14 protein-coding genes are annotated in these 13,473 nt (G+C 72.2%); 3 read left to right on the top strand and 11 right to left on the bottom strand.

Translation table 11 applies throughout. The annotated features are described in order from the left end of the window. The 4 genes from ACFYNP_RS05165 to ACFYNP_RS05150 all read right to left on the bottom strand — a co-directional run bounded on the left by ACFYNP_RS05165 (nucleotide 1) and on the right by ACFYNP_RS05150 (nucleotide 2,354). The gene (locus ACFYNP_RS05165; RefSeq protein ID WP_388404027.1) at nucleotides 1-717 is read right to left on the bottom strand and encodes a GvpL/GvpF family gas vesicle protein; all 717 of its coding nucleotides are present in this window, start codon (nucleotides 715-717) and stop codon (nucleotides 1-3) included. Further along, nucleotides 714-1,136, bottom strand: a complete 423-nt coding sequence (locus ACFYNP_RS05160) for a gas vesicle structural protein GvpA (protein ID WP_100575201.1) — start codon at nucleotides 1,134-1,136, stop codon at nucleotides 714-716. The genes ACFYNP_RS05165 and ACFYNP_RS05160 overlap by 4 nt, the downstream gene beginning before the upstream one ends. A gap of 329 nt (nucleotides 1,137-1,465) precedes the next feature. Then, nucleotides 1,466-1,873 carry a gas vesicle protein gene (locus ACFYNP_RS05155; protein WP_388782769.1) on the bottom strand — a complete coding sequence of 136 codons (408 nt, stop codon included), beginning with the start codon at nucleotides 1,871-1,873 and terminating at the stop codon, nucleotides 1,466-1,468. 100 nt (nucleotides 1,874-1,973) lie between these two features. Continuing rightward, nucleotides 1,974-2,354: a phage holin family protein gene (locus ACFYNP_RS05150; protein ID WP_388404021.1), complete on the bottom strand. Its 381-nt coding sequence runs from the start codon at nucleotides 2,352-2,354 to the stop codon at nucleotides 1,974-1,976. A 357-nt stretch (nucleotides 2,355-2,711) separates the two neighbouring features. On the opposite strand from ACFYNP_RS05150, the gene ACFYNP_RS05145 reads away from it, so the two are divergent. Then, complete coding sequence (locus ACFYNP_RS05145) at nucleotides 2,712-3,545, top strand: class I SAM-dependent methyltransferase (protein ID WP_388782766.1); 834 nt, start codon at nucleotides 2,712-2,714, stop codon at nucleotides 3,543-3,545. Nucleotides 3,546-3,671: 126 nt separating this feature from the next. Here ACFYNP_RS05145 and ACFYNP_RS05140 read toward each other — a convergent pair whose 3' ends face one another. From ACFYNP_RS05140 to ACFYNP_RS05130, 3 genes are all read right to left on the bottom strand, one after another. Next, entirely contained in the window at nucleotides 3,672-4,001 is a 330-nt protein-coding gene (locus ACFYNP_RS05140; RefSeq protein ID WP_388782764.1) for a hypothetical protein, read from the bottom strand. Next, nucleotides 3,998-4,645 (bottom strand): RNA polymerase sigma factor, encoded by a 648-nt coding sequence (locus ACFYNP_RS05135; protein ID WP_388782762.1) that lies wholly within the window; start codon nucleotides 4,643-4,645, stop codon nucleotides 3,998-4,000. The genes ACFYNP_RS05140 and ACFYNP_RS05135 overlap by 4 nt, the downstream gene beginning before the upstream one ends. Before the next feature lie 75 nt (nucleotides 4,646-4,720). Further along, entirely contained in the window at nucleotides 4,721-5,098 is a 378-nt protein-coding gene (locus tag ACFYNP_RS05130) for a hypothetical protein (RefSeq protein WP_388782759.1), read from the bottom strand. A gap of 248 nt (nucleotides 5,099-5,346) precedes the next feature. On the opposite strand from ACFYNP_RS05130, the gene ACFYNP_RS05125 reads away from it, so the two are divergent. Beyond that, complete coding sequence (locus ACFYNP_RS05125) at nucleotides 5,347-5,700, top strand: VOC family protein (protein WP_388404006.1); 354 nt, start codon at nucleotides 5,347-5,349, stop codon at nucleotides 5,698-5,700. Between the two features lie 93 nt (nucleotides 5,701-5,793). On the opposite strand, the gene ACFYNP_RS05120 is transcribed toward ACFYNP_RS05125, so the two are convergent. The 3 genes from ACFYNP_RS05120 to ACFYNP_RS05110 form a co-directional block, all read right to left on the bottom strand. Next, the gene (locus tag ACFYNP_RS05120) at nucleotides 5,794-9,210 is read right to left on the bottom strand and encodes a molybdopterin-dependent oxidoreductase (RefSeq protein WP_388782756.1); all 3,417 of its coding nucleotides are present in this window, start codon (nucleotides 9,208-9,210) and stop codon (nucleotides 5,794-5,796) included. Between the two features lie 148 nt (nucleotides 9,211-9,358). Then, nucleotides 9,359-11,326, bottom strand: coding sequence for a DUF5107 domain-containing protein (locus tag ACFYNP_RS05115; RefSeq protein ID WP_388782754.1), 1,968 nt, complete (start codon nucleotides 11,324-11,326; stop codon nucleotides 9,359-9,361). A 102-nt stretch (nucleotides 11,327-11,428) separates the two neighbouring features. Beyond that, nucleotides 11,429-12,325: an arginase family protein gene (locus tag ACFYNP_RS05110; protein ID WP_388782751.1), complete on the bottom strand. Its 897-nt coding sequence runs from the start codon at nucleotides 12,323-12,325 to the stop codon at nucleotides 11,429-11,431. A 149-nt stretch (nucleotides 12,326-12,474) separates the two neighbouring features. Between ACFYNP_RS05110 and ACFYNP_RS05105 the strand changes: the two genes are divergently transcribed. Further along, the gene (locus ACFYNP_RS05105; RefSeq protein ID WP_388403994.1) at nucleotides 12,475-12,816 is read left to right on the top strand and encodes a DUF6204 family protein; all 342 of its coding nucleotides are present in this window, start codon (nucleotides 12,475-12,477) and stop codon (nucleotides 12,814-12,816) included. Here ACFYNP_RS05105 and ACFYNP_RS05100 read toward each other — a convergent pair. Further along, nucleotides 12,813-13,451 carry a GNAT family N-acetyltransferase gene (locus ACFYNP_RS05100; RefSeq protein WP_388782748.1) on the bottom strand — a complete coding sequence of 213 codons (639 nt, stop codon included), beginning with the start codon at nucleotides 13,449-13,451 and terminating at the stop codon, nucleotides 12,813-12,815. The two genes, ACFYNP_RS05105 and ACFYNP_RS05100, sit on opposite strands and share 4 nt — an antisense overlap. Nucleotides 13,452-13,473: the final 22 nt, after the last annotated feature.

Here is a 13,473-nt window from a genome sequence, read left to right as displayed (position 1 = left end):
TCACCCCGTGAAGCTGTAGGGAGGCAGTGGGCCGTGCACCTGGACGACGAGGTGCGGGGCACGCTCGCGCAGGGCGTCCACGGCGGCCACGAACTCGGCCGTGGCGTCGCGCGGCACGAGGTAGGAGATGTTGGCGAGCCAGCCGGTGGACTGCGGACCGGGGCTGCGCTCCTGGGCGGCACCGTCGAGAGCGCTCTCGACCAGGGCGGCATCGGACACCTCGCGCTGCTGCACGGCTGCGGCGATGCGCTCGCCGAGTCGCAGCTTGTCCTCGTAACTTCCGCCGCCGGCCTTGCGGTTGGCCTCGCTCATCGCCCGCAGCTCGGCATTGTCGGCGAGCACCTGGTGCAGCACGGCCTCTTCGTCGTGGGTGGCCTTCACGTTGTACTCGACCTTGCCGTCGAGGGCTTCCAGCCGCTCCAGGTAGCGCTCCTCGTGCTCGGCGAGCACGGCGCGCACGGCTTCGTCGTCGGCCGAGACACCGCCGAACCGCATCGGGAGCACGGCCCCGCCCGCTCCCGCCTCGGCGAGCACGTTCTGGTGGGCCAGCAGGTCGCGGCGCTTGGGCCTGAGCCCCTCCGGCGCGTCACTGACCAGCGCCACCAGATCACCCTGCTCGACCGTACGGACCGGGCGCGGCGGGTCGCCGATGCCGCCCATCCGCTCCGGAAGGCGGCCATGACCCCGGCGGGCGATGCCGTACACATAGGTGGTCATTCCTGCTCCTCCTTACGACGCGTGGTGGTACGACGAGACCGGGGCCTGGGTGACTCCTCGCCACCGTCGCGCGCCTCCTTGAAGGCCTCGGAGATGGTCTGCGCGGCCCCCGAGAGCGCTCCCTTGGACTTGCCGCGAGCGCCGGACTCGGTGATCTCACCGACCAGGTCGGGCAGTCCGGGGCTGCGCTTCGGGCCGGCTTCCAGGTCGAGGCGGTTGCACGCCTCGGCGAACCGCAGATAGGTGTCGACGCTGGCGACCACGACTCGTATGTCGATCTTCAGGATTTCGATGCCTACGAGGGAGACGCGCACGAACGCGTCGATCACGAGCCCTCGGTCGAGGACGAGTTCCAGGACGTCGTAGAGGCCACTGGAGCCGCCGCCACTGCCGCTTTGTTGTGCCGGGACAACCGTCATGGTCTCCGGCCCTCCTTGTCTGTTGGCTTGTCTGTTGGCGTCATGTGTTCCGTGTCGTCTGGCTGAGCCGTCTCGCTGTGTCGTCTTGCTGTGCGTCCGGCCGTGTCGTCCCGCCGTGTCGTCTCGCTGTGCGTCCGGCTCCGACGAGGGGCTTGGTCGGCGGACGCGTCCGCCGACTTCGCTGCCGGATGGCGGTTCCCGTCGTAACGCGGGTGGTCCGCCCATTCGATTCCGGGGTGTATGTCCGGGGAGTATGCCGATGTCCGGGGTGTATGCCGCCTGTTGGTTGATCGCGGGTCGCCGTACCCGACGCTCCTGGCGACGGCCCGTCAGTTGCCCTTGTCGGCGCGGCCGCGTTCGTAGCGGCGCAGTCGGCGATAGCCGGTGAGTTCGCCCCGGGGGTCCAGCTCCACCTCGTAGGAGGCGAGCAGGCTCATGGTGTCCGGGACGCGCGACAGTTCGAGCACCTCGATCCTCAACTGCCAGCCTTCCTCGCTGCGTTCGAAGGACGAGACGGACTCGGCAGGCATGCCGATGAGCTCGGAGAGTTGGGCCCGGGCACCTCGCAGAACCTCCATCGCGCTCGGGAGGGCGTCGTCCTCACGGCTCTTCGCGGCGGTCGTCGTGGTGGTCTTCGTGCGGGTTCGCGATGAGGTCTTCGCCGCGGTTCTGGGTCGCGCCTTCGGTTCGTCGTCGTCCTTCTCGTCTTTGCCGTCTTCCTCGTCTTTGTCGACCACGTTCACCTCCCGGTTGGAAAGTTCGGGTAGCCCCTGAGCGCCGGGTCAAACCCCCTGAGCGCGGTCAGTGGCCGGTGTCGTGCGGAGTACCCAGCGGGCCTCACGGCCGCTCGGGGGCGCTCGGCGGAGTCACCGAGGGCATGACCGGGGCGCCCGGCGGCACCCCGGGCTCCAGCGGTGCCGCAGGCTGGTCGGGGAGTGCGCTCCGGCTGGTGCGGGCGCCCCGGCTCAGGAGCGCCGCGGCACCGAGCAGCAGCACGGCGACGATCAGTGCGGCTGCCCAGTAGGGCAGCGCCATCGCGAGGACGAGGAGCAGGAACGCGACGAGGGCGGCACCACCGTAGAGCCCGGCGGCCCCGGCTCCCGCGTACATCCGGGCGGCCCGGCGCTGCTTCTTTGTCTGTTCGCGCAGCTCGTCCCGGATGGCGTCCCGGACGACCTGGGAGAGCTGCTCCGGCAGGTTCGGCAGGTTCGTGTCCATGCCGCCCGAGTACCCGGGCGGGCGTTCGACAGTCCCGACAGTCCCTGGGCCTTCTGCGGGTCTTCCGCTGGAGCTTCCGCGGGCCTCCCGCCTTCGACCCCCCGTCGCCTCTCCGCACATCCGCACATCCCCCACCCGCCTCCCCTCCTTCCAGCCACGGACCCGCTGCGCCCGTGCCGGAGCCTCGCCCCCGCCCCCGCGCCCACCCACCCCGATGTCCATATTCCAAGACAGGGATCTCATTATCTGGAGAGCGGATCTAAAGTGGACTCACCAACGGGGCAGTTCACCGCTCGGCCGCAGTGCGCCGGGGTGGTGGGCCGCTCGCCGTCGAGTTCTCGGAGAGGGAGTCCGCTCATGTCCCAGGAGACGTCCCCGGCCACGCCGGGCGAGACCGCCGTATACACCCACGGCCACCACGAGTCGGTGCTGCGCTCGCACACCTGGCGCACGGCGGCCAACTCGGCGGCGTACCTCGTCGGTGAGCTGAAGCCGCACATGCGGATCCTGGACATCGGCTGCGGGCCGGGCACCATCTCGGCGGATCTGGCCGCGCTGGTGCCGGACGGCCATGTGACGGCGGTCGACCACGCGCCCGGCATCGTCGAGCAGGCCCGCGCGCACGCCGCTCAACGCGGCCTGGAGAACATGTCGTTCGCGGTGGCGGACGTGCACGCGCTCGACTTTCCCGACGACACGTTCTGCGTGGTCCACGCCCATCAGGTGCTCCAGCACGTCGGTGATCCGGTGCGGGCGCTGCGCGAGATGCGCCGGGTCACCAAGCCGGGTGGCATCGTGGCGGTGCGGGACAGCGACTACGGCGCCTTCACGTGGTTTCCCGCGTCCCCGGTACTGGACGGATGGCTGGAGCTGTATCACCGGGTGGCCCGGGGCAACGGCGGCGAGCCGGATGCCGGACGCCGTCTCAAGTCCTGGGCACTGCAAGCCGGTTGTACGGACGTCACGGCATCCGCGAGCACCTGGTGCTTCGCCACCGAGGAGGAGCGGGCATGGTGGGGCGGCCTGTGGGCGGACCGTACGGTCGCCTCCTCGTACGCGGAGCTGGCGGTCGACGGCGGCTACGCCACGGCCGAGGAACTGGCCGCGATCTCGGGGGCGTGGCGGGAGTGGAGCGGCCAGGACGACGCGTGGTTCATGGTTCCGCACGGCGAGATCCTCTGCCGCGTCTGACCGGGGACACGGCCGGCCGATGCCGTGCTTGAACGGTGCCGTGCTTGAACGGTGCCGTGCTTGAACGGTGCCGTGTCCGTTTCCGTGTCCGACCCGGCCGCCCCGCCATGGGATATGGGCTATGAGCTATGGCGTGTGCATCACACGGGGCGGGCCGGACGGGGAACTCGGCCCGGACGGCGCTCGGTCCGGGCCGGGGGTGTGGGCGGGCGGGACGGGGGCCGGGTGGAGCGGGTCGGCGGGCAGCAGCGCCAGCAGGCATACGGCCACCACGGCGGCCGCGACACCGAGCGCGGCGAAGGCGAGCCTGCGCATCCGGCGGGCTCCCCGGATGCTGCCCTGCGGTGGCGGGTCGCGGCGCAGGTCGGCGTGGGTGACGAGGGCACTGCGGGCCAGCAGCGCGGCGCGCACCCGTCCGTCGGTCGCGAACCGCCGGTCGTCGGTCTTCGGCGTCATCGGGCAGCCTCCCCCAGTTTCTTCTCCAGGACGTCCAGCGCGCGGCTCGCGGTGGACTTGACCGTGCCTCGGGACAGGCCGAGGGTGTGCGCGATCTGCGCCTCGGTCAGCTCCGACCAGTAGCGCAGCACCAGAACCTCGCGCTGACGCTGCGTCAGCATCGTTATGGCGTCCAGGACTTCGCGATGCTCCTCGGCGAGCATCAGACGTTCGTCCACCGGTGCGCCGGCCCCCTGGTGGGGCGGGGTGTAGGCGCGGGAGGTGCGGCGCCTTCGCAGCACGGAGCGCGCCGCGTTGACCACGGCGGTCCGCAGATACGCCCCCGGGTCCTGGAGCCCGTGCAGCGACGTGCCGTGGGTACGGCACAGCGCGGCGAAGGCGTCTTGGACGACGTCCTCGGCGGTGGGCAGGTCGTCCACCAGGAACAGGGCCAGACGCACCATGTCGAGGCGCCGCGCCAGGTACAGCTCGGTCAGGGTGGGTGGCTGTTCGTCGCCGTGCGCCGCGTCGTGCACCGTGTCGTACGGCGGCGGGACGGCGCGCAGTCGGCGCGCCCGTGCGGGCGCCTCCTGGGTACGGGACATCCGCGCGAGCAGCCATGTCCACCAGGGAGAGCGCGACGCTGCGGGTAGGGCGTACTGCATGGGCCTCGATCCGTGTCCGGGAGGGGGCGGGCGGCGAAGGACCGCCGGCCCGCCCCGTGACGCTGTGTGCTGCCGCTACTTGGCGACGCCGCTGCCCGGCTCGATCACCTTGGGCGCGATGCCCGATGAGCCGCCGACGGCGGGGCCGGCCGTGGCGGCCCCCTTGCCCGCGCCGACGACCTTCGCGGCGCCGGAGGCGGTGGTGCCGCCCGACGTGGTGCCGCCCGACGTGGAACTACCTGACGTGGAACTACCCGACGTGGAGCCTCCGGCCGCGGAGACGGCCGGAGCCGTGTCACCGCTCGTGGCTACCTTCGGGGTGGCGGCCTGCGCACCGGTGTCTGCGGCGGCCTGCGCGGCGAAGGCGCCGCCCAGGAGCAGTGCGACGCCGGTGACGGCGGCGCCCAGGAACCGGGGGCGGGTGCTGCGGTCGCGCTTGACGTGCTGGGACATGGAACTCTCCGGGGAAGTGGGGAATCACGCTCTGGACGAGCGCTCTGAACGAACGCTCTGGACGAACTGCTGAAGGGCGCCTTCACCCCACCAGACGTGCGGCAACTGCCGAGGTTGCGACCGAGTCCGGGAAACTTTTCGCGGCGTGAGGCCGAGCACGGGGTGCGGGGCGGCGCCTTGGGGCCGCCGCTGTTCGGGAGCCCCGGATCCCCTGCCGGGGACTCTCGCCCCCAACTAGGCTTCGGACCATGGAGATTCTGGGCACTACGCTGCGCATCTGCGTCGACGACCTGGAGAGCGCGATCGTCTTCTACGAGCGCGTCACCGGTAGTCAGGCGCTCCGCTACGACCGGGGCGGGGTGTCCGTCGCCGCCGTTGGCGCCTTCCTGCTGATGAGCGGCCCCGAGGAGGAGATCGAGGTGCTGCGCAAGGTGGCGGCGACGGTGGCCGTCAAGGACGTGGACGAGGCGAATGCCACGTTGACCGCGGCGGGAGCGCATGTCGTCGCCGGGCCGGTCGCGACTCCGGCGGGCCGCAATCTGATCGCCCTGCACCCCGACGGATCCGTCTTCGAGTACGTCGACCGCAAGCCGGCGTACTGAGCGGGCCGCGGCCCTGGCGCAGGCCGGGGTCCCGCGTCGGCCCCGGCCCTGGGCCGGGGTGCGGGTTCGACCGCGGACCGTGCGGGGCGAGCCCTACGCGTCCAGTACCAAGTCGGACGTCGGGATCGACTGGCATGTCAGGACCGACTCGTCGGGCAGTCCCTCGTCAGGGGGCACCAAGTGCGCGGCGTTCCCGGACAGCACCCGGCACGCGCAGCTTTCGCACTGGCCGACGCGGCAGCCGCTCGGCAGCGTGAGGCCGTCGGACTCGGCCGCCGTCAGCAGCGTGCCGGACTCCTTGGTCCAGCGGACCGTCCGGTCGGAGCGCGCGAAGGTGACGGTGAAGGACGCGTCGTCCGGCAGGTTGACCTCCCGCACCGCCGCCCGGAAGCGTTCGCTGAAGATCTCGAACGCGGGGACGCCGCGGGCCCGCAGCCCGGCCGTCAGGGAGTCGAGCATGGAGGCGGGGCCGCACAGGTAGAACCGGGCCCTTCGGACGATCAGGTCGTCCGCGAAGGATTCGGGCGTGATGAAACCCTCGTGGTCGTGGGTGGTGGCCAGGACATCGTCGGGAGTGGGGGTCGCGTAGTGGTTCACCACGGTCAACTGCGGTATCCGCGAGGACAGTTCGCGGATGCGATCGCGGAAGGGGTGGTCCGTCGAGTTCGCGTTGCCGTAGTGCAGGACCACCTCGGGCACCGTGCCACCCCGCGCCGCGAGTGTCTCCAGATACGCGAGTGTCTCCAGATAGCTGAGGAAGGGGGTGATCCCGATGCCGCCCGCGACGAGCACGACGGGCGAATCCGTGTGGGTGGGGATCACGAACGTGCCGCCGGGGTGGGCGAGATGGAGCCGGTCGCCGACGTTCAAGGTCTCGTGGACGTATCCGGAGAAGGCGCCGTCGGGAACGCGGCGCACCGCGAGCTCGTAGGCGCGACGACAGGGGTCGAGGGCCGCGCCGATGAGCGAGTAACTGCGGGCCAGCGCGGGGGCCTTGACCGTGCCGTCCGCGTTCTCGGCGCGTACGGTCAGGTGCTGGCCCGGGCGGAAGTCGGGCAACGGGCCGCCGTCCGCCGCCTCCAGGCGCACGGTCCGCACTCCGGGCCCCGCGGAGCCGAGTGCGGCGACCACGAAGGGGCGGGTACCGTTCCAGTGCCCGTCGGCGGGTGCCGGGGTGAGGCGGCAGGCCGCGGCGCGCAGCGGTACGGAACCGCTCAGCGGATCGGCGACGGCGTGGTCGATGAGACGGTTGAGGTTGTGGCCGCTCGCGTGCAGCGGGTCCGCTCCGGGCAGGCCGAGGTCGGGCGCGTCCTGCCACCAGCCGTACTCGCCGACGACCACCGCCGGGTGCAGCGAGTCGTCGAAGCGGGCGCGCAGCCGGATCGAGCCGAGCCGGGTGGCCAGGTCCACCCACTGGCCCTCGGTGATGCCGTACGCGGCGGCGGTCTCCGGGTGCAGGTCCACCGACGGGTCGGTGGCGCGGCGGCGCAGCGAGGTGACGGAGCGGTGCTGGCTGTGGACGAAGTAGCCGTGTTTGGCGCAGGTCAGGACGAGGGGGAAGGCCGCGTCGACGGGGGCGGGGTCGCGGTGTTCCGGCACCGCTGGATAGCCGTGGTCGCGCAGGCGCTGGGAGTACAGCTCGACGCGTCGCGTGGGGGTGTTGAACCCCGCCACCCGGTTGCCGTCGGCGGCGGCGTATGTGCGGTGGGCGAGCGGACGGGGGATTCGTGCGCCGCCGGGGGTCTCGCGCAGTTGCGCCACGGTCAGTCCGAGCGGCTCCAGCTGCCAGTTCCAGGCGGCCTCGATGTCCCCGTCGAAGAACAGCTCGCCCATGCCGAGCCGGCAGGCCAGGTCGAAGACGACCTCGGTGTCGGACCGGGAGGCACCCTGCGGCTCGACCAGCTGGGGCCGCAGCTGCACCTGCTCCTGCGCGCGGTGGCCGATCTCGAAGCCGAAGCGGAGTGCCTCGCGCTCGTAGGCGCTGTTGACGGGCAGCACGATGTCCGCGGTGGTGCTGGTCGGGTTGGCGAACAGGTCCAGGTGCACCTGGAATTCGAGCTGCCGCAGAGCGCGGGCCACCCGGTCCGAGTCGGGCTGGGCGACCACCAGGTTGGAGCCAAATCCCACCAATGCCCTTACTGCGTAGGGGTGTTGTTTTTCGATGGCTCGGCACAGATCGCCCGCGTTGATGTACCCGGTGGCCGGCGGCCCGAGCGGATGGCGGTCCAGGCCGAGCGCCTTGGCCCGCTGCTCGGGGGCGAACTGGCCCACATGGGTGGCGGAGTTGTAGGGCGGCGGCGGTACGACGTGGTTGCCTCCCGGTGCGTCGAAGGAGCCGGTGAGGGCGTACAGGGTGGCAAGGGCGCGCTCGGTCTGAGAGGCGTTGGCGCTCTGGCCGACGCCGGTCCAGCCGTAGTACGTCACCGAGCGCGCGGCCGCGATCTCGGCGGCGAGCGCGCGGATCTCGGCCTCCGGGATCCAGGTGGTCCGCGCCACCTCTTCCACCGGCCAGCGCGCACAGGCGGCCGCGAACTCCTGGAACGCCGGGACGCACTCCACTCGGCGGCCGTCGGCGGCGCGCACCTCGACGGTGCCGTACAGCGCGAACCGCTCCGGCCGGACGGCCGCCTCCCGGGTGTCGTACGCCTCGACGCGGCCCGTGTCCAGGTCGAGCACGGCGAAGCCTTCGGCGTCGGCCGCTCCGGACAGTTCTCCCGCGCGCAGGAAGCGGCCCGTGTCGCGGCGCACGAGGAGGGGCCCGTTGGTCCAGGAGCGTACGAACTCCTCGTCGTAGGCGCCCTGTTGGATGAGAAGGTGGGCGAGTCCCAGGGCGAGGGCCGCGTCCGTGCCGGGGCGTATCCGCAGCCAGTGGTCGGCGCGCAGCGCGCTGGTGGAGCGGCGCGGGTCGACGACGGCCAGCTTCATGCCCCGGGCCTGTGCGGCCGAGACGGCGGCAGACTGCGCCAGCCAGGTCTTGGCCGGGTTGAAGCCCCACAGGAGCGCCAGGTCGGCGTGGTCGTAGTCCGGCGGCGGGAGCGGGGTGCCGAAGGTGAAGGCGTGGGCGAAGTCCTTGTGCCAGTTGCAGATCTCGGCGCTGTAGACGGTGTTGGGGCTTCCGAAGTGGCGTACGAAGCGCTCGATCCACTCGGTCGCGTCGGAGACGGCGGTGCCGCTGGGGGTGGCGACCGCGAAGGCGACCGCTTCCGGACCGCTCTCGCCCGCGATGGCGGCGAGCCTGGCGGCGATCTCGGTCATCGCCTCGTCCCAGGAGATCTCCACCCAGCCGGGGTCGGGAGCGGTCTTGGGGTTGGTGCGGCGCAGGGGTGTGGTCAGGCGGCGGGTGCTGTGGGCGATCTCGGGCGCGGCCCGGCCCTTGGGGCACATCGCGGCGCCCGTGGGGTGGTCCGGGTCCGGGCGGACGCCGGTGAGGCGGCCGTCCTCCACGGTGAAGATCGCACCGCAGCGGGATTTGCAGAGCGTGCAGAACCCCCGCTTCTCCTCGACCGCCATGACAGGGCCTCCGTACGCCGGCGTCGTTGCCTTCCCCCATTGAAATCCCACGTGATCGATCATTTCGGCGGGCCTTGGGCCCGTGTGCGAGGGCCCAAGGGCCCGCCGGGCCGGGAGACTCTGCCCCGGCCGTTCGACGGACGGGGATCTAGTCCTCGGGGCGCATCCGGTACTGGTAGCGGTCCGGGAGGGGGTCGTCGGTGAGGCGGGTCCACACCTCGTTCAGTATCTCGGCGCCCTCGCGCAGGTCGGCGACCTCGAAGCCCGCGTCGAAGAGGGCGCGCGCCGCGTCCGGCTCGCCCTCCGCGAGCAGGAGCTGGGCCTCGACCAGGCGGAAGCGGCCGCGCTCTCGCACGGCGGGGCGCAGCCGGTCCCATATCGCGCGGGCGTCCGCCGTCCGGTCCGCCGCCAGGAGTGCCTCGATGGCCTCGCGGCCGAGTGCGGCGTCGGCCGCCGTCCAGGGTTCGCCCTCCCGCCGCTCCTGGCAGAAGTCGTCGTATGCCTCCGCGTAGCGGTCGGCGGCACGGCTCGCATGGCCGGACAGCTGGTCGGCCACGGCGAGGCAGCGGAGCAGCGGCCAGCGGGACGGGGCGAGCGGCAGGCCGCGCTCCCAGCTGCGGATGGCCTGGGCCCGGTCGCCCGCGTGCCACTGGGCGACGCCGAGGTGGTATTCGGTGAAGGGGTCGGCGGGGGCCGTCTCCAGCATGTCCCGCCAGTGGGCGGCGACCAGGGTGGGTCCTGGCGGGGTCACCCTGCGCGGCTCCGGAAGTACCCCGTTGTGCAGCAACTCCAGCCAGGGGCGCTGCTCCTGAGTGATCGTCAGCTCGGTGAAGGGGGTGCCGGGCAGCTTCGCCCCGGTGCGCAGGACTTCGAGGGCGCCCCAGCCCGATCCGGTGGCCAGGCGCTCACCGGGCTCGGTGTCCGCGAAGGGGCGCCAGGCGGCGTACGCCTCCTCCACCGTGGCGCGGGGCAGGGCCCGCTCAAGGCGGCCCTCGGCCTCGGCGCGGGCGGCGGCCCAGTCGTCGCCGTGCACCAGGGCTCCGTCGGCGCTCAGCGGGCCGTACGCCTCCAGCCAGGCGAACTCGGCGCCCGGGTCCAGCGGGACGTGCTCCAGCTGGGTGCGGGCCAGGCCCGCCTGGATCTCGGCGTAACCGACGGTCCCGGGCTCGGTCAGCCATTCCTGCCAGCGGCGGCCACCACGGCCCGATCCCCACAGGAAGAGCTTGCGGCCGCGCAGGGTGTCCGTGGAGGTCTGCACCAGACCCCGGCCGCTTTCGTCGAGCGAGGCGATCCAGCGGCGGGCGCCGTCGGGGACCTCGTAGAAGTAGTCGGCGGGGTGTTCGCTGCGCAGCGGGTAGGTGCGGTCGGCGCCGTCGAACTCGGGCACGGGCACCCTTCGCAGGGTGCGCTCGTACCCGAAGTGCCAGGCCTCTTCGGCGGGGGCCAGGACCCGGGTGCGCTCGCCCTCCACGACTGCGATGTTGGACCACCAGTAGACGGGCGCGGTCCGCTCGTGCGGGTTGCGGACGCGGACGCCGACGTACAGGAAGTCGGAGTCGTCGGGGAGCCAGAGGTCGACCTGGAAGGGGAGGTCGCGCAGCCGCTCCCACTCCCACAGGCGGACCATCCGTCCGCCGTCCGGCGCCGGCACGAGGGCGGCGTGCAGCGGGGCGCAGGACAGGGTGGTGTGGCCGGTCGCGCCGATGTTCCACTCGATGCCGCCGGAGAACCAGGCGCCGTTGAGCGCGAAGTCGGCGGGCTGGAACACCGGGTTGGTGTAGAGCAGTTCACGTCCGGTGGGCTTGTGGAACAGGGAGTGGACGCGACCGCCGAGACCCGGCAGGACGGTGACGCGCAGCCGGTCGTTCTCGATCACGATCGTGTCGAGCTCGACGGTCTCGCGCTCGCGCCCGTAGCCGTCGAGGACCCGCACCGGAAGCAGTGTCTCCAGCGGCGCGTACCCGATCTGGCGGGCCATGTCCCTCGGCAGGCCCTCGCGTGCGCGCTCGTCGAGCTGGTGCAGTTCGTCGCGCGGGCGCAGCGCGGGCAGTGGGTTCGCCTCGCCCAACGGGGCGCCGGGCAGGGTCAGTACGGCACGTCGCACGGTCGTGGCCAAGGCAACCTCACTCCCTCGTTCGGGGCTTCGGCGGCTCTTTCGGCCGATCCCCCGATGACCATGGAACACCGCGCCACTGACAACGGCCAGGGGCTACCCCGGTCACGGTTGCGCAAAAGCCGCCACGACGAGGTCGGCGAGCAGCGCGCCGGCCGTTCCGTCCGGGTCCAGGTCGGGGTCGTAGATGGTGAGGTTGAACCCGACGCAGCGCTCGGACCGCACCAACTCCCGCAACAGCAGGCCGAGTTCCTCGGGCATCAGGCCGCCCGGGTCCGGGCTGTCCACGGCGGGCATGACGGACGGGTCGAGCACATCGGCATCCAGATGCACCCAAAACCCATCGAGTGCGGGCACTTCGAGGCTCTGCCGGAAGTCGGCCGCGAGCTCGGCCGGGCCCCGCTGTCTGAGGTCGCCGACCGTCGCGGTCGGGATCTTCAGCTCGGCGAACTCGGCGCGGTCCTCGTCGTCGTCACGCATGCCGAAGATCCGGACGTCCTCGTCCCGTACGTAGGGGCGCAGCCCTTCCAGGTCGGTGTGATCGGCCTGGCCGCGACCCGTGGCGAGTGCCAGCTCCTCGCCGCCGGCCGCTCCGATGCGGTCGGAATTGCCGGGGTGGCGGAAGTCCGCCGAGCCGTCGACGACGGCTGTGCCGTAGCGGCCGACGCGGCGCAGCGCGAGGGCGGCGCCGAGCTGGATCGAGCAGTCTCCGCCGAGCACCACGGGGAAGTCCCCGGCGCGGACGTGGTGTTCGATGCGGTCGGCGAGCTTGCGGGTGTACGCGGCGATGGCCCCGGCGTTGAACACCCCGTCGCCCTCCCGCCAGTCCCCCCGATCGTAGCGGGGCGGCACCACGACCCCGCCGTCGTGGGCGCCGAGCCTTCGCAGGATGCCCTGCTCCCGCATGGCTCCGGCGAGCTTGTAGCAGCCGGGCACGGTGCCGGGGGCGGGCGGCCGCAGGCCGAGGTTGGAGGGGGCGTCGATGATCACGAGGCGTCGCATCCGGCCCATCGTGCTGGACGCTCCGCGGCCGATCAAGACCCCCGGGGAGACCGCCCGCCGGTCCGTGCGCGGTATATCGATCGACACGTTCCGCCCCGTGGGGGACGATCGGCCCGCAACGGACGCGCGGTACGGAAGGACAGCGGGACATGAGCGAGCAGCACACCTACCGGGTGATCGTGCGCGGAGTGTGGGACGGCCTGAGCGAGGGCTCGCGCGCGAGGCTGCTCGCGGAGGCCGACGACCACGGCCTGACCGCGATGACCTTCACCGAGGAGGGCTCGCTCGCCTACGACCGGGTCCTGAAGCACTTCTCGTGGCGCTTCACCGTCGTCTCGGACGCCGCCGACGGCGAGGAGATGGCCGCCGCGATCGCCGAGGACCGGGCGCAGTCCGCGCTGGCCGCGCAGGGTCACGGATTCCGCGACCTGCGCTCGACGGTCACGGACCTGGACACGATGAAGATCAACCACAAGGGCCGGCGGCGCTAGTCCGCTTCCGCCGCCCGCCCGGCGGCTCCGGCCGCGCCGGCATCCCTCGCGTGCCCGGCGTCTCCGGCTCGCCCGGCGCGCCCGGTTCCCTTCGCCCGCCGCATCTCCGTGGTGATCGCCCACCGCTCGTGGTCGCGCCACGCGCCCTCGATGAAGAGGAAGTCCGGGGAGTAGCCCTCCAGGCGGAAGCCGGCCCGGCGGACCAGGTTGACCGAGCCCGTGTTGGCGGGCTGGATGTTCGCCTCCAGGCGGTGCAGACCGACGGCCGTGAAGGCGTACCGCAGCACTAGGTCGAGGCCTTCGCTCATCAGGCCGCGGCCGGCCGCGTGGGCGAAGGCACCGTAGCCGAGGGTGCCGGACAGGAAGGCGCCCGCCACCACGTTGTTGATGTTGATGAATCCCGCGATGCGGCCGTCGGCCCGCTCACAGACCAGGAAGCCGTGCCGGGTCGGATCGGTGATGAGCCGCTGCGCGTACGTCGCATAGGACTCGGGGTCGGCGGGCGGGGCGAGCCAGGGGCCGTGCAGCGGGCGGCTCGTCGCCGCGAGGGCGGTGAATTCCGCCGCGTCCGCCAGGGTGAAGTGGCGTATGCCCACGCGGGGGCCCTCGGCCAGGAACTCGGCTTCAGTGCGCATCGGCCCAGATTACTGATCCACT

The sequence above is a fragment of the Streptomyces sp. NPDC006691 genome (genome assembly GCF_042869955.1).
In the GTDB taxonomy this organism is placed as follows: domain Bacteria; phylum Actinomycetota; class Actinomycetes; order Streptomycetales; family Streptomycetaceae; genus Streptomyces.
This window is presented reverse-complemented; position numbering and strand designations above follow the sequence as displayed.

Excerpts from the sequence above, each read along its gene's own strand:
- ACFYNP_RS05165 (WP_388404027.1), bottom strand. The coding sequence starts at position 717 with ATGACCACCTATGTGTACGGCATCGCCCGCCGGGGTCATGGCCGCCTT.
- ACFYNP_RS05160 (WP_100575201.1), bottom strand. The coding sequence starts at position 1,136 with ATGACGGTTGTCCCGGCACAACAAAGCGGCAGTGGCGGCGGCTCCAGT.
- ACFYNP_RS05150 (WP_388404021.1), bottom strand. The coding sequence starts at position 2,354 with ATGGACACGAACCTGCCGAACCTGCCGGAGCAGCTCTCCCAGGTCGTC.
- ACFYNP_RS05145 (WP_388782766.1), top strand. The coding sequence starts at position 2,712 with ATGTCCCAGGAGACGTCCCCGGCCACGCCGGGCGAGACCGCCGTATAC.
- ACFYNP_RS05140 (WP_388782764.1), bottom strand. The coding sequence starts at position 4,001 with ATGACGCCGAAGACCGACGACCGGCGGTTCGCGACCGACGGACGGGTG.
- ACFYNP_RS05135 (WP_388782762.1), bottom strand. The coding sequence starts at position 4,645 with ATGCAGTACGCCCTACCCGCAGCGTCGCGCTCTCCCTGGTGGACATGG.
- ACFYNP_RS05130 (WP_388782759.1), bottom strand. The coding sequence starts at position 5,098 with ATGTCCCAGCACGTCAAGCGCGACCGCAGCACCCGCCCCCGGTTCCTG.
- ACFYNP_RS05125 (WP_388404006.1), top strand. The coding sequence starts at position 5,347 with ATGGAGATTCTGGGCACTACGCTGCGCATCTGCGTCGACGACCTGGAG.
- ACFYNP_RS05120 (WP_388782756.1), bottom strand. The coding sequence starts at position 9,210 with ATGGCGGTCGAGGAGAAGCGGGGGTTCTGCACGCTCTGCAAATCCCGC.
- ACFYNP_RS05110 (WP_388782751.1), bottom strand. The coding sequence starts at position 12,325 with ATGCGACGCCTCGTGATCATCGACGCCCCCTCCAACCTCGGCCTGCGG.
- ACFYNP_RS05105 (WP_388403994.1), top strand. The coding sequence starts at position 12,475 with ATGAGCGAGCAGCACACCTACCGGGTGATCGTGCGCGGAGTGTGGGAC.
- ACFYNP_RS05100 (WP_388782748.1), bottom strand. The coding sequence starts at position 13,451 with ATGCGCACTGAAGCCGAGTTCCTGGCCGAGGGCCCCCGCGTGGGCATA.